This is a genomic window from Niallia laureatilytica, from assembly GCF_046613985.1.
GTDB lineage: Bacteria > Bacillota > Bacilli > Bacillales > Cytobacillaceae > Niallia.
On sequence record NZ_JBKKHP010000005.1, the window covers coordinates 111,905 to 130,029 of the forward strand.

20 protein-coding genes are annotated in these 18,125 nt (G+C 37.4%); 6 read left to right on the forward strand and 14 right to left on the reverse strand.

Annotation, left to right across the window (positions count from 1 at the left end; translation table 11 throughout):
* Positions 1-5: 5 nt before the first annotated feature.
* Together ACLIJJ_RS14180 and ACLIJJ_RS14185 are read left to right on the forward strand one after the other, a co-directional pair.
* Positions 6-836, forward strand: coding sequence for a sulfite exporter TauE/SafE family protein (locus ACLIJJ_RS14180; protein WP_411411125.1), 831 nt, complete (start codon positions 6-8; stop codon positions 834-836).
* A gap of 674 nt (positions 837-1,510) precedes the next feature.
* A complete protein-coding gene (locus ACLIJJ_RS14185) occupies positions 1,511-1,657 on the forward strand; it encodes a BH0509 family protein (RefSeq protein ID WP_233315152.1) in 147 nt (48 codons plus the stop codon).
* Positions 1,658-1,851: 194 nt separating this feature from the next.
* Here the strand turns inward: ACLIJJ_RS14185 and ACLIJJ_RS14190 are convergent, their stop codons facing one another.
* Both ACLIJJ_RS14190 and ACLIJJ_RS14195 read right to left on the reverse strand, forming a co-directional pair.
* Positions 1,852-2,109 (reverse strand): DUF3953 domain-containing protein, encoded by a 258-nt coding sequence (locus tag ACLIJJ_RS14190; RefSeq protein WP_411411126.1) that lies wholly within the window; start codon positions 2,107-2,109, stop codon positions 1,852-1,854.
* Positions 2,110-2,348: 239 nt separating this feature from the next.
* A complete protein-coding gene (locus ACLIJJ_RS14195) occupies positions 2,349-3,239 on the reverse strand; it encodes a DMT family transporter (protein WP_233315151.1) in 891 nt (296 codons plus the stop codon).
* A gap of 135 nt (positions 3,240-3,374) precedes the next feature.
* Here ACLIJJ_RS14195 and ACLIJJ_RS14200 point away from each other — a divergent pair, with 135 nt between their 5' ends.
* Complete coding sequence (locus ACLIJJ_RS14200; RefSeq protein ID WP_341081091.1) at positions 3,375-4,067, forward strand: ArsR/SmtB family transcription factor; 693 nt, start codon at positions 3,375-3,377, stop codon at positions 4,065-4,067.
* Between the two features lie 88 nt (positions 4,068-4,155).
* Here ACLIJJ_RS14200 and ACLIJJ_RS14205 read toward each other — a convergent pair whose 3' ends face one another.
* The 5 genes from ACLIJJ_RS14205 to ACLIJJ_RS14225 form a co-directional block, all read right to left on the reverse strand.
* Positions 4,156-5,067, reverse strand: coding sequence for a PTS system mannose/fructose/sorbose family transporter subunit IID (locus ACLIJJ_RS14205; protein WP_233315149.1), 912 nt, complete (start codon positions 5,065-5,067; stop codon positions 4,156-4,158).
* Positions 5,068-5,085: 18 nt separating this feature from the next.
* On the reverse strand, positions 5,086-5,892 hold the full coding sequence (locus ACLIJJ_RS14210) for a PTS mannose/fructose/sorbose transporter subunit IIC (RefSeq protein WP_233315148.1): 807 nt from the start codon (positions 5,890-5,892) through the stop codon (positions 5,086-5,088).
* A gap of 32 nt (positions 5,893-5,924) precedes the next feature.
* Complete coding sequence (locus ACLIJJ_RS14215) at positions 5,925-6,899, reverse strand: mannose/fructose/sorbose PTS transporter subunit IIA (protein ID WP_411411127.1); 975 nt, start codon at positions 6,897-6,899, stop codon at positions 5,925-5,927.
* A 490-nt stretch (positions 6,900-7,389) separates the two neighbouring features.
* A complete protein-coding gene (locus ACLIJJ_RS14220; protein ID WP_233315146.1) occupies positions 7,390-7,761 on the reverse strand; it encodes a DUF956 family protein in 372 nt (123 codons plus the stop codon).
* A 294-nt stretch (positions 7,762-8,055) separates the two neighbouring features.
* Positions 8,056-8,238 (reverse strand): hypothetical protein, encoded by a 183-nt coding sequence (locus ACLIJJ_RS14225; protein WP_341081094.1) that lies wholly within the window; start codon positions 8,236-8,238, stop codon positions 8,056-8,058.
* A gap of 171 nt (positions 8,239-8,409) precedes the next feature.
* Here ACLIJJ_RS14225 and ACLIJJ_RS14230 point away from each other — a divergent pair, with 171 nt between their 5' ends.
* From ACLIJJ_RS14230 to ACLIJJ_RS14240, 3 genes are all read left to right on the forward strand, one after another.
* The gene (locus tag ACLIJJ_RS14230; protein WP_411411128.1) at positions 8,410-8,922 is read left to right on the forward strand and encodes a DnaA N-terminal domain-containing protein; all 513 of its coding nucleotides are present in this window, start codon (positions 8,410-8,412) and stop codon (positions 8,920-8,922) included.
* A gap of 125 nt (positions 8,923-9,047) precedes the next feature.
* The gene (locus ACLIJJ_RS14235; protein WP_411411129.1) at positions 9,048-9,614 is read left to right on the forward strand and encodes a hypothetical protein; all 567 of its coding nucleotides are present in this window, start codon (positions 9,048-9,050) and stop codon (positions 9,612-9,614) included.
* Between the two features lie 135 nt (positions 9,615-9,749).
* Positions 9,750-10,001 (forward strand): hypothetical protein, encoded by a 252-nt coding sequence (locus tag ACLIJJ_RS14240; RefSeq protein WP_411411130.1) that lies wholly within the window; start codon positions 9,750-9,752, stop codon positions 9,999-10,001.
* Positions 10,002-10,068: 67 nt separating this feature from the next.
* On the opposite strand, the gene ACLIJJ_RS14245 is transcribed toward ACLIJJ_RS14240, so the two are convergent.
* The 7 genes from ACLIJJ_RS14245 to ACLIJJ_RS14275 form a co-directional block, all read right to left on the reverse strand.
* The gene (locus ACLIJJ_RS14245; RefSeq protein ID WP_233315144.1) at positions 10,069-11,034 is read right to left on the reverse strand and encodes a 2-hydroxyacid dehydrogenase; all 966 of its coding nucleotides are present in this window, start codon (positions 11,032-11,034) and stop codon (positions 10,069-10,071) included.
* A 100-nt stretch (positions 11,035-11,134) separates the two neighbouring features.
* Complete coding sequence (locus ACLIJJ_RS14250; protein WP_233315143.1) at positions 11,135-12,469, reverse strand: MFS transporter; 1,335 nt, start codon at positions 12,467-12,469, stop codon at positions 11,135-11,137.
* An 81-nt stretch (positions 12,470-12,550) separates the two neighbouring features.
* Positions 12,551-14,092, reverse strand: a complete 1,542-nt coding sequence (locus ACLIJJ_RS14255) for a xylulokinase (RefSeq protein ID WP_411411131.1) — start codon at positions 14,090-14,092, stop codon at positions 12,551-12,553.
* A gap of 14 nt (positions 14,093-14,106) precedes the next feature.
* Positions 14,107-14,931 (reverse strand): class I fructose-bisphosphate aldolase, encoded by an 825-nt coding sequence (locus ACLIJJ_RS14260; protein ID WP_233315141.1) that lies wholly within the window; start codon positions 14,929-14,931, stop codon positions 14,107-14,109.
* 37 nt (positions 14,932-14,968) lie between these two features.
* On the reverse strand, positions 14,969-16,006 hold the full coding sequence (locus tag ACLIJJ_RS14265; RefSeq protein ID WP_233315140.1) for a zinc-dependent dehydrogenase: 1,038 nt from the start codon (positions 16,004-16,006) through the stop codon (positions 14,969-14,971).
* 279 nt (positions 16,007-16,285) lie between these two features.
* Positions 16,286-17,152 (reverse strand): MurR/RpiR family transcriptional regulator, encoded by an 867-nt coding sequence (locus tag ACLIJJ_RS14270; RefSeq protein ID WP_233315139.1) that lies wholly within the window; start codon positions 17,150-17,152, stop codon positions 16,286-16,288.
* A 179-nt stretch (positions 17,153-17,331) separates the two neighbouring features.
* A complete protein-coding gene (locus ACLIJJ_RS14275; RefSeq protein WP_233315138.1) occupies positions 17,332-17,874 on the reverse strand; it encodes a hypothetical protein in 543 nt (180 codons plus the stop codon).
* Positions 17,875-18,125: the final 251 nt, after the last annotated feature.

An 18,125-nucleotide genomic window follows, 5' to 3' on the forward strand; every position in this document is an offset into this window, starting at 1 on the left:
GTATCTTGGACATTTATATTTGTATTTTACTGGTTATCGTTGGCATCATTGCTGGAGGCTACGGCACAATAGTTGGGTCTGGCGGCGGCTTTATCTTTGTACCTGCTCTTCTGCTCATATTCCATATGGATCCAAAACTTGCAGCCGGCTCTGGTCTAGTGATTGTGTTAATTAACTCTCTCTCAGGAGTTGTTGGATATGCAAAACAAAAACGAATTTCTTATCATACAGGCTTAACACTTAGCGCAGGCGCCATTCCTGGTTCCCTACTCGGAGTTTGGCTCCTGCAAATCTACTCATCCAGCTATTTTTATGTCATATTCGCAACAGTTTTAGTTGCTTTAGGGATTTTCCTATTTGCTAAAAATCCCCCATTTGCGAGCTTAAAAAAGAAAAAGCGGCTATTAAGCAAAGAAGGCAGTGGTGAAGATGAAGTAGCTGCTGCAGTTGAGAATACTCCTGATTTTAAGGAGACTGCATGTCTGCCATTAGTCTCTATTCTCCCAATCGGGTTTTTTATGGGCATCCTTTCAAGATACTTAGGAATTGGGGGCGGCTGGCTGCTAGTTCCAATATTGATTTACGCCTTTAAATTGCCAACACATATTGCTACAGCAACATCTATCTTCTCCTTAACCATTTATTCTCTAGTCGGTGTTTTTTCGCAATTGTTCTACAGCAGTATTGATTGGAACACAGTCTTATGGGGCAGTATTGGCGTAATTATCGGTTCACAGATCGGTGTGCTGCTGTCGAGAAAAATTCCAGGCACGGTGATTTTGCAAATGCTGTCTGTGCTGTTGATTATAATTGGTTTTCGGATGTATTTAAGTTGAACATTCTTCGTTCGTAAAGGAGAAGTATTGATATTGCCATATTTCGTTATTAGAAGGTGACAATGAATAGTCACTTGTCTTTTTCAAACAATTATTATCTATGTTTCAACTTAGATAAAAAACCTTTTATATCAAGGTTTATTTATAGTGTCTAAATATAGTCACTATTAAGCTGCAGCCTGCTGAAAAATCTTAAGTATTTTGGTGATTTATTGAATATATAACTCATCTTTTTATAGTTTAGTCTCTATGATTGGTTACCCATAATACAAACCAGAACGGCCTTTTCAAAATTACCGTCCTACTGTTTGATTATGGGCTAGGCTAAATTATTTAATGAATCTCGTAACTGGGCCCTCGAAACACCTCATTAACATGCCAATTCACAAAAGCCAAATTAGAGTCTGAATTGGTTGCCTGACAATGTTACCCTGAAATTGCATTAACCATTCTTCATATCCATTCCCTTCCCACTAATGAACAAAGCTTAAGAAATACGGTCATGCTTAATAAATAATGAAGATAAATAACATTTCCGTATTATTTTTCGAAAAATCATCTAATTTTAATATTTGTTTAATCTCATATTGAGATATATAATAAACATATAAAGAAAACGTTTCCAATAATATTCAACAACTTCGTTACTTCTCAAACTAAAGGGAGGATTTATAATGAGCCGAATCGAAAGAAATTCAAAAGTTCAAGAATTACTTGAGCAGCATTTATTCAATGAGAAAGAAACCGCCAAAATGACGGATTCACAGATTGAATATTATCACTGGCTCTATTTTGTTGATTCAGTTTATGATTATATGTAACAACCATATAAAATAATAAAAACCGGGAAAATCCTTAAGCCGATTTTCCCGGTTTGTTTTCGGTATTTTTTCCAAATGGTTTGTCACAATCTCTTTCTTATCAAGAATCCCTTATGTTTTCTGTTTACTAAAATGGCTGAAAATCCGGAATTACATTTGAATTAACCCACTATGTTTATTACATAATAAAATTATTAATTATACATAAACCCCTGGACAGCTACGTATAAAACAAAAAGCGATGTGCATAGATAAAAGATACCCCACCTAAAACTCTTCGTTCTTTTATATTCTCGCAATCCGATAATAATGACTATTGCACTCAGAAGCAGGAACGCTAATGGTTGCAAGGTGAAATTTTGGGTAACTACATTATAAATGCATATAACCATAACAATAGGCGTCAAAATCATTTGAAGTAATAATAATAGATTGAATTTTTTTCCTGCCATTTATCTACCTCCGCAATAATCACTTTTCCCTCTAAATATACGTATAAGGTTAGTAAATGTTTCATTAGATAACTTGAGCAGAAGTTGTTAACAATGTATGTATTTACTTCGTAAACTCGTATTTTCCATAGTCGTCGAATGGTTCCTTATTTATAAAGCAATAATGCCTTAATTATTTCATAAAAATAATCTTTCCACGTTTTATTTTCCATCTTTATACGCTCCTCCTACATTTTGATTTATCGTAAGGGATAACTATTGCTGCTAACAATTTCTTTCTTAAAGTTGTTATTTACAAGATAAATTCCTAACAAAATGAATATTCCTCCACTTATAAGCGAATAAGAAATAACCTCCTGTAGCAATATATTCCCAGTTAAAACACCAAAAAATGGAGCTAAAAACAAATAAGAACTTGTTTTACCTGGATCTCCTTTTTGTAAGAGAAAATACCATACCGCAAATTGAACGATTGAAGACATGATACTTAACCATAAAAGAATTAATATCGAGTTTTTATTGATATAAAAGAAAGGATCTTCGAGTAAGAAACTTAAAAAGAGGAGTATTCCCCCACCAAATAGCATTTGATAGGCAGAAAGTGCCCATGTATCAAAATGCCTCCCCCACTTATTAACTAATAATGTTGAAATTGCCCAAAAAACAGCGGAGAAAGCTCCAAAAACTATGCCTATATTAAAATCCTTAATTCCGCCCAATATAATTCCAACACCAACAAATCCTAGGACAACACCGCTCCATTGATACCATCTGTAACGGTTACCCATAAAAATAGTTCCAAAAATAATTACTAATAAAGGATTCATAAAAGTTAGGATGGAAGATTCACTGGCTGTAATTGTTCTTAAGCTAATAAAAATACACCCCATTACGCCTGCTGTTTGTAGAGCTCCGATAATTAGGACTCTTCGCCAATTTCTATAACCACTAGGCTGCGGTCTTTTAAATTTCTTTACGATAACAGCCATAATAATGCCAGCAAGAACAAATCGTAACCCAGCCAATAATAAAGGACTTGAATAGCTTAAACCTATTTTACCGATGGCAAATGATGAGCCCATTAATGCAGTAGTCAAGATAATTAATATAAAAAAGTTGTATTTAGTCATTTGTTCAGACCCTCCCAAGCTTTTTTCTCCAAATTTAAAACCTTGCCCTCCCTTGTGATTACGTTTCTTTACTATTATTATAAGAGCTATATAATACGATGCTTATCGAAGTATGGATTACAGAGGTGTTGAAAATTGAGTATAAGTCCGAATATTACGGCCCTGACCGCTTTACTTACAGAGGAATCAAGAGCAACTATACTGGCAGGTTTAATGGATGGAAAGTACCATACAGCCAGCGAACTAGCATATATGGCCAAAATCACACCACAAACGGCCAGCTTCCACCTTGCAAAACTAGTCGAAAATAATCTTGTGACTACGGAAAAAAATGGACGTTTCAGATATTTTCGATTAGCAAATGAAGAAGTAGCGAATACACTTGAGATATTAATGTCTATCTCTCCACCACCAGAAATTCGTTCATTAAAACAATCAAGTCAATTAAAAAGGCTAGAAAATGCGAGAACCTGTTACGATCATCTAGCGGGACGCGTAAGTGTACAACTAACAAAAATAATGGAAGATGCAGGATACATAGAAAGAAGTGATAAACAATTCATCGTAACAGCAAAAGGAGAATCCTTTTTTCAAAAATTAGGATTAGATTTAGTAGGTTTATCTAAGAAACGCCGCTCTTTTTCACATGCATGTCTTGACTGGAGTGAACGTACTCATCATTTAGGAGGAGCATTAGGAAACGGTTTATTTGAGAGGTATATTGAATTAGGCTGGATTGAAGCAAAAGAGAATTCTCGGGAAATCATGATTACAGCGCGAGGGAAGTCTGGATTCAAAGAATTTTTTGGAATCGAGAATCTGCTTTAATTGAAGGATTTTAATTCATGATTTCTTTATAAAAAATAAAGCACTTCCTATTATAATCATTTCATCATAACAGGAAGTGCTATTTAAATTACATCAAGTGAATTAAATGGAATACGATACCAACTGCGAACAATCCAAGAATCATAACGATTGGAGAAACTTTCTTCTTCAGCAGCCACATGCAAAGAAGTGTTAACAGCAATCCTGCTAAACCAGGGATTAAGCTGTCTAAGTTGGCTTGTAAAGTTGTTACTTTAACTGGATCTAAGGAGAGACCAGCTGCTTGCTGTTCCAGCGCGGTTTTAATTCCTTCTGCTCCAGCAGGCAAGTTATCCCAGTCGATATAAGCACCTTCGTCTAATTCAACAGATGATACTGTTGGTGTGAATTGGACGGATACCCACCTGTTAACTAACGCTCCGAGGATGAACATCCCGAGTATAGAGGCACCTTTTGTAATACTTTGAAGTATTCCACCAGATAAGTCGTCTGTAATTTTGGAACCAGCTTTGTAGCCAAATTCTTGTGTATACCATGTGAATGCCATTCGAATGATATTCCATGCAAAGAAGTAAATAATTGGACCAAGGATGTTGCCAGTCAATGCCAGGGACGCTGCTAATGCACCAAGGATTGGTTTAATGGTAAACCAGAAAACTGGATCTCCTATACCTGCTAAAGGTCCCATCATTCCGACTTTAACACCTTGAATGGCTGTATCTTCAACAGGTGCACCGTTAGCACGTTCTTCTTCAAGTGCTAGTGTTACACCAATGATAGGTGAAGCAACATATGGGTGTGTATTAAAGAATTCTAAGTGACGTTTTAGTGCATCTGCACGATCTTCTTTTGTTTTATATAATTTTTTGATGGCAGGAATCATTGAAAATGCCCAACCGCCGTTTTGCATACGTTCGTAGTTCCAAGAACCTTGAAGGAAAGTGGAACGCCACCAAACAGAAATACGATCTCTTTTTGATAATCTCAATTCTTTTTCCATTGTTTATTCCCCTCCTTCTTAGTAATTATCGATAATATCGCCTAGTGGATCTCCATTGTTGGAATTTCCGCCGCCACCTGAGCCGCCTTGCTTAGAAAGTGCTAAGTAGATAAGTGCAAGAGCCACACCGATAGCTCCAAGACCGATAAGTGTGATTTGTGAAACTGTCGCTAATACGAAACCAATTGCGAAGAATGGCCATACTTCTTTCGTAGCCATCATGTTAATAACCATTGCATAACCAACTGCTACAACCATTCCCCCGCCGATTGCTAAGCCGCTTGTCAACCATGTTGGCATCGCTTCTAGCAATTCTCTAACAGGACCTGCTCCGATAGCTAAAATCAATACAGCAGGAATAGCAATACGTAAGCCCTGCATACAGATAGCAACGATATGCCACATTTCCACTTTTCTAATGTTTCCTTCTCTAGCTGCTGCATCCATCAAATGTACTAATGCTGTTGCAATTGTACGAACGATGATTGTTAGCAATAAACCTGCAACTGCAAGAGGAACAGCAATCGCGATTGCAGAGGACACGCCAGCTTCGCCCTGTCCACTTAAAACTAGTATAATTGCGGATGCCACAGATGCTAACGCAGCATCAGGTGCTACTGCAGCTCCAATGTTTGCCCAGCCTAAAGCGATCATTTGCAGGGTACCACCTAAAATAAGACATGGTACTAATTCTCCTGTAACTAAGCCGATTAACGTACAAGCAATGATAGGTTGGTGGAAGTGGAATTCATCCAAGATACCTTCTACACCAGCTAAAAATGCTACGATAATGACTAATATTATTTGAATCATATTTAAATCCATGTTATTAGTCCTCCCGTTCTTTCTATTTACGATTATTTTTGTTTATTTAATTCCTCTTGAGCCTTTTTAAGAATTTCATCCATATTGCCTTTTGAATCGTTCGGAACTTTCCGTACATCAAAGTTTAGGCCCGCTGCTTTCAGTTTAGCGAAAGTATGGATATCTTCCTGGCTAAAGGCCAAAACCTTATTCGGTTGAACCTTACCAGGTGAGTGTGCCATGGAACCAACGTTAATTGTCTTTAATGGAACACCGCCTTCAACCGCTCTAAGTGCATCTTGCGGGCTTTCAAACAGAAGTAATGCACGTTGACCGCCGAAATGTTGATCGTCTTTGGCAAGCTCGATCATTTTTTTGATTGGTACAACATGTGCCTTAACACCTGGAGGAGCAGCCTGCTGAATCAATTTCTTTCGAAGCTCATCCTTTGCCACTGCATCAGATACCACAATAATACGCGTAGGCTGTGTCGTTTTTGTCCATGCTGTTGCTACTTGGCCGTGAAGCAAACGAGAATCAATACGTGCTAACACATATTCAAATTTACCAGGCGCACCTGCATTTACAGGTTTTTGAGTAGCAGCTGCAGCAGTTGTGTCTGCTGGTTCTAAGCTTTCCGGTTTTACTTTAACCCCTTCTTTTGCTGTTCCTAAAATATGGGCAGCAATTTCATGGGCTGTGTTCATCGAGAAGCGTGATGCATATGCTTCAATTAACATCGGTAAGTTCATACCAGCAACGATTGCCCATTTGTCTTTGTGTTCATCAATCAAGCTGTTGGCTTGGTTGAATGGAGTTCCACCCCAAAGATCGACTAAGAATAATACTTCGTCTTGGTTGTCGAAAGAGGCGATTGCTTCTTTCATTTTTGCTTTGACATCATCAGGTCCTTCGCTCGGCATCAAAGTAACTGCTTTTACATTTTCTTGCTCTCCAAAGATCATTGCTCCAGATTGCATGATACCAGTGGCAAATTCACCGTGACTAGCAATGATAATTCCTACCATCTTTTTACCTCCTTTTATTAGTGTTACTGCTAAATAACATGGTGATTTAACCATGTATTATTCAGCTGTTTTTTTCAACTCATTTAAAGCGGTTACATTTTCGATATAAATAACAAAAAAGGCATGAGTAAAAAGTCGATTTTAAATGAGAATATAGGTATAGATTGCCCCTTAATCCTCAAAAAAATCAATACTTTTAACTCATGCCTGATCGAATCAGTAACACGTAAAAAATATGATAAATATCCAGTTTTATGTAAACGCTTTAAATTAATAGTTAAAAATTTGGATGCCTCTTTACTGAGCTTCCAAAGAAATTATAGCACACTAATATAACGCTTACAAGAAAGATTTTAAAAAAATTTAACGATTCTCACCAAGTATACTTGCAGCATGAATACATCCAGCCCTTCTGGCTGGTTTATTCAAACGGAATTGTAGACAACATAATCACTGTAATATAATTTTTCTGCCAAAATGGTAGGCAAAACTATTTTTTTACTTTACTCTTAAAACCCCGTTTAATAACATCAAAGAAACTTAAAGATTGGACCATATGGCTTGGATCTACGTAATTGCGAATGGCGCGCAAAACTTTTTTAGGCTCTTTAGAAGAAAATATATACTTCCCATTTCGTTTCGTTTGAACAGCATAACGAGGAATCCATTTCCCTTTGAACATAACTGATGCCGTAACAAAATCAACTTCATCCCAAGGTATTTGAATAAACTTCCGAGCATCACGACTGTTAAAGAATTCAAATCCCTTGTCGCCAATCATGATTTTTCCATATTCTGAAATCCCCATATGTGAAGTTGCATCACTAACTAAATCGACTTTTGTATTAATTGATTGGACCATTTTGTGTACTCCATTTCTAATATTAATTAACATTATTATACGTGTTTTTTTCATTTGTGCAAAAAAAATATGGTGTCAGCAAGGAAAATTATCTTTAAAAATAATTGGAAAGTCCCTCTAACTTTAGGACATATTTTAACTAGTTTACAAATAGTGTCTTATTATAGACACTATTTGTACCATTTAATAAAAAAGTCCCTCAAACACTATGTCTGATCAGCATTTCCTTGTTTTTATTACAATGTTTTTTTACTGCCAACGACAACCAACATATCCTGCTATAAAACTAGTAGTCTAGCAAGATAAAACATAGGCAGGAGCAGCGTAAAGCACCATTGCACCAAGGCTGTTCAGCCATCTGATCCTAAATGGACGAATGTCATGCTCTTTCTCATCAACTTGGTCTGTGTTTTTCACTATTTTTTTAGCAAGACAGCTGATGCAAATGTCCAATATTTTTACCACTTCGAGTGCCAAACTTCCTTTTAATTTTACATTAAAAAAATACTATCTTTCCTTGCTAAATCTTAATTTCTGCCTCTATCTATATCAAATTACCTCTATGATTTGCTAGGTCTATTTATATTTGTGCTCGCTGCTAAGTCATTTTATAATTTTTTTACACTCTTTCCATCTAAGGAGGCTACAATGGATACTTTAACAATAAAGGATATATACAAAACAATTGATAAGCAGCGAATTGAGATGGCATTACAAAAGGAAGACTTTAAAGGGGCATTTGTGTTATTCAAGTATTCTGAACTATCTTATGAAGAGTTTGGAGTTTTAGTTGAATCATTTATCGATTTTGATATAGAGGACCTTAGTACTTATCTGAAGCTAAAAGAGGAAATGAAGACTATGAAAAGGAATAATAGTCTGTCGCAGGAAGAAAATCAGAACGAAGAATACAATGCCCCTGCTAATCAAGAAATTTGGCAAAAAACATTGAATGATATCAAAGGGAAATTATCTGCTCCCTCTTTTCATACATGGCTCAAAGACACAACGATTGAAATGAAAGATTCGCAATATGTTCGCATATTTTGTCCAAATACCTTCGCACGTGATTGGTTAGAAGAACGATATGCAAGCTTGATTGCCAGCTCTCTTGAAAAAAATAATGGGGATAAGGCCGTCATTAAGCTTTATTGTTACTAATTAAAGTATTGGTTCAATAGGAAAAAAGGAGGAATCAATACCATGACCGACGAAACATTTGGTTAAAACTGTAAAATACTCTATAATAATTGCATTAAGATTATACTAGAATGGGAGTGTATAAGTTGGGATTTTTTAATCGGTTTTTTAAGAAAGTCGAAGACGTTAACAAAGGAGAAGCTGCTGCAACAGAGCTTGAAGAAGAGTTTTACTTAGGCTCACCTGAAGAGGAAGCCATCAATTTTTGGGTGGAGATGGCGCAAAATATTATCGTAAATACTGTTAAGGTAGCAAACAATTCCGTGGAACGTGCCTTTATTTTAGTGGATATGAGAACACAACCATCTTTTGAAATTTTCTATCAGCTCGATGGGAAATTAGTAATGTGGGATGAGCTTGAAGATGCTAACATAAAGGATAAAATTAAGAATGAATTAATGCCGCAAGCAGCGTCTGTCGCCTCGGCAGTTAATGGCAATTTCGCACAGGCTGAACATTCTTTGATTGCTTTTGCTGAACTGCAATTCGAATCGGCGACGGGAGCATGGTTTTCCCATATCATTTGGGAAGATGATGCTAATGCAAAACTGGCAAAGGAAGAGATTGCAAGCAAATGGTTTGATTCCTTGAGTGCTGAAACAAAATCGCTTCCATTGGACAGTGATAGCAAGCTTTCATGGTATCCATCATAATAACGCTAGAAGCATATCTGATATGCTTCTTTTTTACGTATAACGCATATAGTGTTTATGATGAAAAACGTCTGAAAGAAGATTGAACTATGATGTTCGGAGACTCTTCCTAATTGGGTTTGGTTATTCTATTATTTGTTTATTATCGCGACATTAGCTGCAGCTCTTTATAATGCAATGCGTAAACGAAAAAGGGCTCTATCTGTTTTCACTGCAATTGTCACTTTAATCACACCATTTCTTTCTTTTTTGTTCGCATTAGGCCGCAGAGATGGATTGAATGAATGGGAGTATATCGGTATTGGTTTGCAAGAGGGCTCTATATGGGCACTCACTGTAACAGCAGCACATTTAATGATTGTTGCTTGGTGGTTGTCAAAGATTTAATACTAGACTAAAGGAGTAATTCCACGTAAAAACCTCCACTTATTTCATAAATGGAGGTACACAGAATTTACATTTGAACAGGAGTTAAGGCTTCACCACCACCTAGTACGCTTACAACATTCTCGACAGCAAGCTGAGCCATACTCATTCTTGTTTTGTAGCTTGCACTGCCAATATGAGGCAATGTCACCACATTATTTAAGGATAACAAGTGGTGATCAGCAGGTACTGGTTCAATTTCAAAGACGTCTAACCCAGCTGCCCAAATATCTCGATTCTTTAAAGCTTGATATAAAGCATCTTCATCGACCAGTCCGCCTCTCGCTGTATTGATGAGAATGGCAGTAGGCTTCATTAGGGACAATTCCTCTTTGCCAATCAGATGATGCACCTCAGTACTATATGGAATCATCAGACACACATAATCGGCTTTCTGCAATAAATCGTTTAATTCTGCATAGTGAATATCAAGCTCCTGTTCTTTGTCTTGCTTTCGGGAACGATTATAGTAAAGCACATTCATATCAAAGCCTTTTGCCCTTTTAACAAGCGCTTCGCCAATTCTTCCTAAGCCGATAATCCCTAATGTGGCACTATAAATATCTTGTCCGGTAAATTCCATTAAAGACCATGCGCCCCACTTTCCGTTACGCAAAGCTTCAGAAGCAGTTGTCACACCTCTAGCTGTCGCCATCAGCAAAGCAAATGTTAAATCTGCAGTTGTTTCTGTTAACACTCCAGGTGTGTTCGTAACCTGTATTCCCCTTTTTACCGCTGCTGCTATATCGATATTATTGTAGCCTACTGCGACATTGCTGATTATCTTTAGATGTGGAGCTCTGCCGATGACTTCTTCATCAATCTTATCTGTTAAGAGACAAATAAGAGCATCAATATCTTCTACTTCCTTAAGTAAAATATCCCTTGGCACGGGGATATTCTCTTCTTCCCACATTCTCACATGAAAATGAAGGGAAAGTGTATTAATTATGTCTTCTGGCAGTTTTCTAGTAATATATACAGTTTGTTTCAAGACAATCTCCACCTTTTCAACTGGAAAGTATTTCAATAATTATAGCTTACAATAAAACAGGGCATGGGAAAACTCCTCTGCCCTATAAATGACTATGAATTTATCCTTCTAGTGCTGGTTCCTTTAAAGTGGTAATAATGAAGAAGCCAAGCACTAGCATGACCGCAAAGAATCCAAAGGCGATATTATAATTTCCAGTTGCATCAAGGATTGCGCCAACAATCATTGGGGAAAAGAATCCGCCTAGGTTTCCGCCGCTGTTTACTGTTGCAATCGCGACAGGAAATGTATTTCTATTTGTTAACCCCATTGGATAAGCAGTAAATGCGGGCCAGCCAATATTAAGGAAGAAGCCTGCCAGCCCTAAGCTAAGGGAAACAAGAATGGCGTTATCTGGAATATTCATCACGACAAGCATCATCAATGCGGTAGCGATGGCTGTAATTAACATGGTTGGCTTACGTCTTTTTAAGAATACTTTGTCAGAAATAATTCCGCCTAAAAGAGCACCTAACAGACCGCCGATTGCAGGTGTAGACGCGACAAAGCCCATTTTCATAAAGGAGTAGCCTTTTGCGTTGACTAAATACATAGGTACCCATGTCAACATGCCGTATAATACACTGTTCATTAAAAAATAAGTTAATGTATTACCCCAAATATTCCAAGACGTAAAAACTTCTTTAGATGTGCTGATTTTAGCGACTTTTTGGTAACGAATAGCTTTATCTAGCCAGCCTAGTGATCTATTTTCCGTTGCGGCCTCTGTCGGCACTTCTTCTTGGCGAATATATTCTAGCTCCTCTTTTGATACCTTTGGACTGTCTTCAGGCTTTGTTCTGACAACCAGATACCAAATGATCGCAATTATAAATCCAGGGATAGCAAACCAGTAAAAAACATAACGCCAACCGAAAGACATGGCAATAGCTGTAGCAATGATGGGTACAAAGATTGGGGCAAGCTGTGTAGAAGCAATATAAATTCCTGTTGCGGTAGCTTTTTCTTTAGCCGGAAACCAGTGGTTAATGGTGGTTGACATACTGACAGGAACAGGACCTTCTGCTAAACCTAGAAGTAAACGAAGTAAAATCAAAAGTGCAGCACTTGAAACCATCCCAAGGAAAAAGGTGACTAAGGAAAAGGCAATAACTGCAATAGCTACTATTCCGCGAGTTCCTTTTTTGCCGAGTAGGAAACCGGCCGGGATTTGTGAAATGGCATAGCCTAGGAAGAAAAAACTTGATATAGCCCCTGTTTGAAAGTTGTTAAGCGTAAAATCTTGTTGAATAAATGGCAGCACAACACCGATATTCGTTCGATCAGCATAACAAACAATATAGACCACAAAAATAAGCGAAAGAACTAACCAACGATATCCTGACTTTCTCTTCCCTTCTAATCCTGGATTGACCTTGGATTCAGGTAAACTCATTTCATTTCCCCCAATCATAAAAAATAGTATTTTCCTCATAAAAACTGCTATTTTTCTCTTTGTAAGGGTTTACAAAAAATACTAAATAATTACCTCTTCATCCTCTTCTGTCCCATTGTCAGCTTTAGAAAGTGTTTGATTGCTTAATGCAAAAAATGTTTTTAAAGACGGGTAAATTTGATGAAACACATTATTTAACTGCTCATAAAGCACTCGCTTACTCAAGTCTGGCTTTATTATGGAAATCGTATTATTGTGAATTTTTTCAACCGCCTCCTCCAATGAATCAAAATAGCCTATTACGGTGCCAGCAATCATACATGTTCCTAATACACCTGTCTCCGAAATATCTTTAATATGAACGCTTTTGTTCAGTACAGTTGCTTTAATTTGGGCCCATTCCCGATTTTTTGCCCCGCCGCCGATAGATTGGTAGCTTTTAACGCGGAGTTGATAGTCTGATTCAATAATTTGATTAATTTGTTTCAAACCAAAAGAACAGCCTTCTAACACAGCTCGAAACATATCGGCTTTAGTTGTATTTAAATGTATGCCGACAAAGACCCCTCTTGCATTAGGATCCCAAATCGGGGCTCGCTCTCCTTGCATATAAGGCAGAAAAAAGACACCGCCTGCTCCTGGTGCTGATTGTTTGCACAATTCTTCTAACTCAGCTTTCGTGTATCCTTCCGGCTTTAGAAATTGGTCGTAAAACCATTGTATAGCTGCACCAGGAAAGGACATGGCTCCATGAGACAACCAATGATTCTTTATAACATGGCATCTATTTAAAAATCGCTTATCTAACAGCTCTGGATTATCTGTACAAACAGTTAAAACATTAGAAGTCCCGACAGATTCGAACATTTCATTGACACCGATTCCGAGGGCGGCAGTGGAGCATGCTGTATCTGCTGCACCGGCAATCACAGGTATGCGGACGGACGCAATTACTGGATGCACATATTCCCCAACGATAGAACTTGGATCAACAACCTCAGGAAGCTTCTTAGGGTTTATACCAACCGCCTCATATATTTCAGGAGACCAACGATAGTTTTTGACATCATACATCCCGCTAAAGGAACTTTGCGTCCAATCCATCACAAAATTGCCTGTCAGCTTGTGCAGAATAAAGGTAGAAAGATTCCCCCATTTGTAGGTGCGCGCATATAATTCTGGATTATTGTTTTTAAACCACAAATGAGTTGTAAGCGTATACATTCCAGGTTCTAATCGATTTTTAGTAATGTCAAACAGAGATTTCTCACTGACTTGGTCTTTGATCCAAGCTGCTTCTTGTGTGCTTCTTTGATCTAAATACATAATGCCTGGATAAAGGGGCTCGCCCTTTGCATTTAAAAACACCGAGCTATTACAAAAAGTAGACAGAGAGATTGCTTCTACTTTGCCTGTGTTTTCAAGCTCAACTTGCTGCCACACCTTTAACAGCAATGTTTTCGTTTTACTCCAAATATCATCAAGATCAATTTCAATCCAGCCCATGGCAGGGTAAAGAAGAGAATAGGGCTCATACTCAAGAAACCCTAATTCTCCCTTTTTATTCATTGCACCAACTTTTATCCCGCTAGTGCCAATATCTATGCCAATGATATGAGACATAACTATACCACCCTCTATACACTCAATGGAGAATTCATTAACTCATTATAAAGTTCTATTGTTTCTTTAACAGTTCCTTTATTATGAATAATATTTCTAAACGCTGACACAACCGCTGTTGGATTAGGATTATTCCATACCATTCTGCCAAACGTGATACCTACTCCGCCCGCATCGATAACATCGTAAACCATTTGGAAATAGTCATCAATATTATTTCCATTTTCTCCGCCTGCGACAACTACCTTTCCTGGAGTAGAAGCAACCACTTTAGCGAAAGTTTCTGGATTGCCGGTATACTTTGTTTTCACGATATCCACACCAAGCTCAGCGCCAGCACGAACTGCATAGGCTACATTCTTCCAATCATTTTTTTCATTCTCAGGAATTTGGTTTCCTCTTGGATAAATATGTGCAATCATTGGCAAGCCGTGAGCTGCAGCCTGACCAGCAATGATACCTAGATTGCGTAATTGTTCAGGCTGATCATCACCGCCTACAATACAGCCCATCGACACTGCATCTGCGCCTAGTCGCACTGCTTCATCTACTTCTGTTACCCATGCATCATAATTTGGCTGCCAAGGGGAGAACGTAGAGCACTTCAAAATAAAGCCTGTTTTGCCAGCATGAGGACGGTAACACATATCCGCAATGCCTTTATGCATCGTAATGGCATCAGGTTCACCTGCTACAATTTCATCTAATTTACGTTGAATTGGCATCAGCTCTTCAAAAATACCCCGTGCCATTGCTTGATCGACTGCAACAGCTAATAGTTTTCCAGACTTTTGATTTAATAGACGATTCATACGAACTTCTTTACCTAATAATGACATATAAATAACACTCCTATTCTCATATTATTTCTACTTGTTATTGGGTTATGACTGTTTTCATATGATTACCATTCTTTACATCTAAAATTGCCTGTTCGATATTTTCAAGAGTGTAGCCTGTTGTGATAATAGCAGCCGTATTGATTTTGCCTGATGCAATGAGAGACAATGATTTATGATAATCAGCTCTTGTTAAAGCAGAGGTTCCATTAATGGTAATCTCATTATAATGAATAATGTTAGGATCAATCTCCGCCAAGACGCCATTTGTAAATCCAGCAAACAGATTTAATGTACCGCCTTTTTTTAATAGATTGGCGGACGTTTTAACTAAGAAAGGAATGCCTATTGCCATGATGACTACATCTGCCCCTAAACCATCTGTTTCACTTAAAACAATATCCTCAAGTGATTCTTCCTCCGGGTTCACAGCATAATCGGCACCTGCAAGAACCGCTTTAGCACGGCGATGATCAATTGGTTCACTCAATATCACCTTAGTCGCCCCTGCTATTTTGGCTAATTGTACATGCATCAGCCCAATAGGTCCTCCGCCAATAACTACTACAACGTCGCCCATTTTTACATTTGCTTTTCGTTGGCCGTTCATGCAGCATGCAAGCGGTTCTGCAATGACTGCCTGTTCAAAGGACAAATTATCTGGAATCTTCACCAGGTTGCCAGCTTCAAGAGCTGTACTTGGAATTTTCACATATTCTGCAAAACCACCGTCAAATTCATAGCCAATCGCAGTACGATTTGCACAAACATTCTCCCTGCCATTTAAACAGTAGTAACACTTCCTGCACGGAATAACTGGCATTATTCCCACTCGGTCACCAACACTAAATTCCATTACCTTTGCACCGACTTCTGCAATGGTGCCGACAAGCTCATGACCAATCACCGACGGAGTTCGAACGCCCTTTGTTTTTTTGCCTTCATATATACGAATATCTGTGCCACATACAGCACTTGCATTTACTCTTACAAGCACTTCGTTTTCACTAATTTCCGGCTTCGTTACTTCTTCCAGCTTCATATTATTAGGACCATGAAATACAGCTGCTTTCATTTTCTGTTCTCTCCTTTATGAAGAAAATTTCCTTCACAATAAATTCAAAAAAATAGAAGGAATTTACCAATAGTGTGAAACAATTCCTCTATTTCTCACATGACAATAAGAGAATCTTGGTAAATCACTCCTTCTACGCTGTATTTTCAAAAAACAAGAAGTACGGTCTAGTTGTATAGAATTTTCTGTTATTTCCTTTTGCACAATCATCATATCACATGGTGGTAATTTCCTTCAAGATATTTTTAGAAAATTTGAAGATTTTTTTCAAGTACACTCTTACATCTTTTTATCAGTAGTGGACTTTCGGGTTTTCTGCAAGTTGCTATAGTACAGTTCATATTGCTGATTCGCAACAGAAGCAACTAAAATATCAATAATAGTTAATTGAGCAATCCTTGATGAAATGGCATCTGTTCGAAATAAGGTCTCTTTAGAAGCTGTTTGCAGCACAATATCCGAAATTTTAGTAATAGGAGACTTTGAAGAATTCGTAATACATATGATGGCAGCTCCTGCTTCTTTTGCAATTTTCACCGCCGCTAAAACGTCTGTGTTAGAGCCTGTATGTGAAATGGCGATAACAACATCTTCAGGTGTGAGTACACTTGCTGACATAGCCTGAAGGACAGGATCGCTATAGGTAAATGATTTTATACCTAGCTTTAACAGTTTATGATGAGCATCCGCTGCGACTGCCCCTGAGCCGCCCGTTCCATATAGTTCAATTACGCGAGCTTTTGATATAGCGTCCACTGCTTTTCTTAATTCATCATCACTGCAAACCTCGATTGAATCATAAAGTGCCTGAATATTTGACTGGAATACCTTCTTTTTAATCATGACAACGTCATCGCCCTTTTCAATCACTTCATGAATTTGTTTTTCAGGGGCAATGACTTCCTTTGCCAAGTTTATTTTTAAGTCTTGAAACCCCTTATAACCAAGGCGTTTACATAAACGGACAACAGAAGATTCACTTGTTTCACTTCTTTCAGCGACTTCTGTAATGGAAAGATGAATTATCTCATCTTGGTTTTGTTCAATAAACTCTATAATCTTTTTCTCAGAATCCCTTAGTTTTGACATGGCAGCATTTATTCTTGTGAAAAAACCAGGATTTGTATTGATATTCAATTCGTTCATGGATACCCCTCCACTTTCTTTCACATACTAATTTATCATTAATTTTATAATATTTATTGGCAAATTTCCTACTTAATTTCTCCATTTTAACAGAATGGCTATGAAAATGATTCAAGTAAAGCAGATTTATCTTAGGGCATAAATATAGGAGGTAAACCATCGGCTTACCTCCTAATTAATTATTCAGCGCCTTGCTGATAATCAATATCATATTTTTTCGCTAGTTTTGCCATATCTTCATGATAATCTTTCAACATCAACAAGTACTCTTGTGCTTTTGCGTTAGATTTCCCGAACAGTTCTTCATTATCCTTTTCCAGCGCTTCTTTTTCAAGCTGCAAAGCTTCGTAGTAAGTGCTTGTTGCATCTTCCATTTGCTTTTTCAATGGTTCCAGTTCTGAAGAATTCACTTGTATATTTTTTGCTTCACTAACAGCTTTTTCATATGTAGGAATTACTTTATTTGTCAGCACATCATATAGCTTATCCTCTGAACTGTAATTGTCACCAGAAACAGTTGCCAATTCGTCATTTGCTTCTGTTTCATAGGCAGAAACCTTTGCAATATCATTATTAATGAAATTAACTATTTCTTTTTGTGTTTCTTCCTGAGAAGCTTTGTCTTCAGTTTGTTCTGTCTCCTCTTTCGGAGTTGAATTATTATCGCTGCATCCTGCAAGCAATATTAGCACAGCAAACAGACTGTAAAATAATTTTGTCAAAATCTTAACCTCACTTATTCTATGTTTGTAAAAAATCTCTCTAATAACTATAACATATCAAATATAGATATATGTTTAAAATGCTCGGATTGCATACCTTCTATTCCTAATCTGACATGCTCTATAAATCCTAAAAGGAATAATAGGGTCTTAACATAGTGACGCACATTTAAGAAAATGGCTGTAAACTTATGCATTATGAGTACATTGCTATAAAAGTTAAGAGATTTTTGACATTATAGTGACTATAA

Coding starts and splice junctions, on each gene's coding strand:
- ACLIJJ_RS14185 (WP_233315152.1), top strand. CDS start 1,511: ATGAGCCGAATCGAAAGAAATTCAAAAGTTCAAGAATTACTTGAGCAG.
- ACLIJJ_RS14190 (WP_411411126.1), bottom strand. CDS start 2,109: ATGGCAGGAAAAAAATTCAATCTATTATTATTACTTCAAATGATTTTG.
- ACLIJJ_RS14195 (WP_233315151.1), bottom strand. CDS start 3,239: ATGACTAAATACAACTTTTTTATATTAATTATCTTGACTACTGCATTA.
- ACLIJJ_RS14205 (WP_233315149.1), bottom strand. CDS start 5,067: ATGGAAAAAGAATTGAGATTATCAAAAAGAGATCGTATTTCTGTTTGG.
- ACLIJJ_RS14210 (WP_233315148.1), bottom strand. CDS start 5,892: ATGGATTTAAATATGATTCAAATAATATTAGTCATTATCGTAGCATTT.
- ACLIJJ_RS14215 (WP_411411127.1), bottom strand. CDS start 6,899: ATGGTAGGAATTATCATTGCTAGTCACGGTGAATTTGCCACTGGTATC.
- ACLIJJ_RS14220 (WP_233315146.1), bottom strand. CDS start 7,761: ATGGTCCAATCAATTAATACAAAAGTCGATTTAGTTAGTGATGCAACT.
- ACLIJJ_RS14230 (WP_411411128.1), top strand. CDS start 8,410: ATGGATACTTTAACAATAAAGGATATATACAAAACAATTGATAAGCAG.
- ACLIJJ_RS14250 (WP_233315143.1), bottom strand. CDS start 12,469: ATGAGTTTACCTGAATCCAAGGTCAATCCAGGATTAGAAGGGAAGAGA.
- ACLIJJ_RS14255 (WP_411411131.1), bottom strand. CDS start 14,092: ATGTCTCATATCATTGGCATAGATATTGGCACTAGCGGGATAAAAGTT.
- ACLIJJ_RS14260 (WP_233315141.1), bottom strand. CDS start 14,931: ATGTCATTATTAGGTAAAGAAGTTCGTATGAATCGTCTATTAAATCAA.
- ACLIJJ_RS14265 (WP_233315140.1), bottom strand. CDS start 16,006: ATGAAAGCAGCTGTATTTCATGGTCCTAATAATATGAAGCTGGAAGAA.
- ACLIJJ_RS14270 (WP_233315139.1), bottom strand. CDS start 17,152: ATGAACGAATTGAATATCAATACAAATCCTGGTTTTTTCACAAGAATA.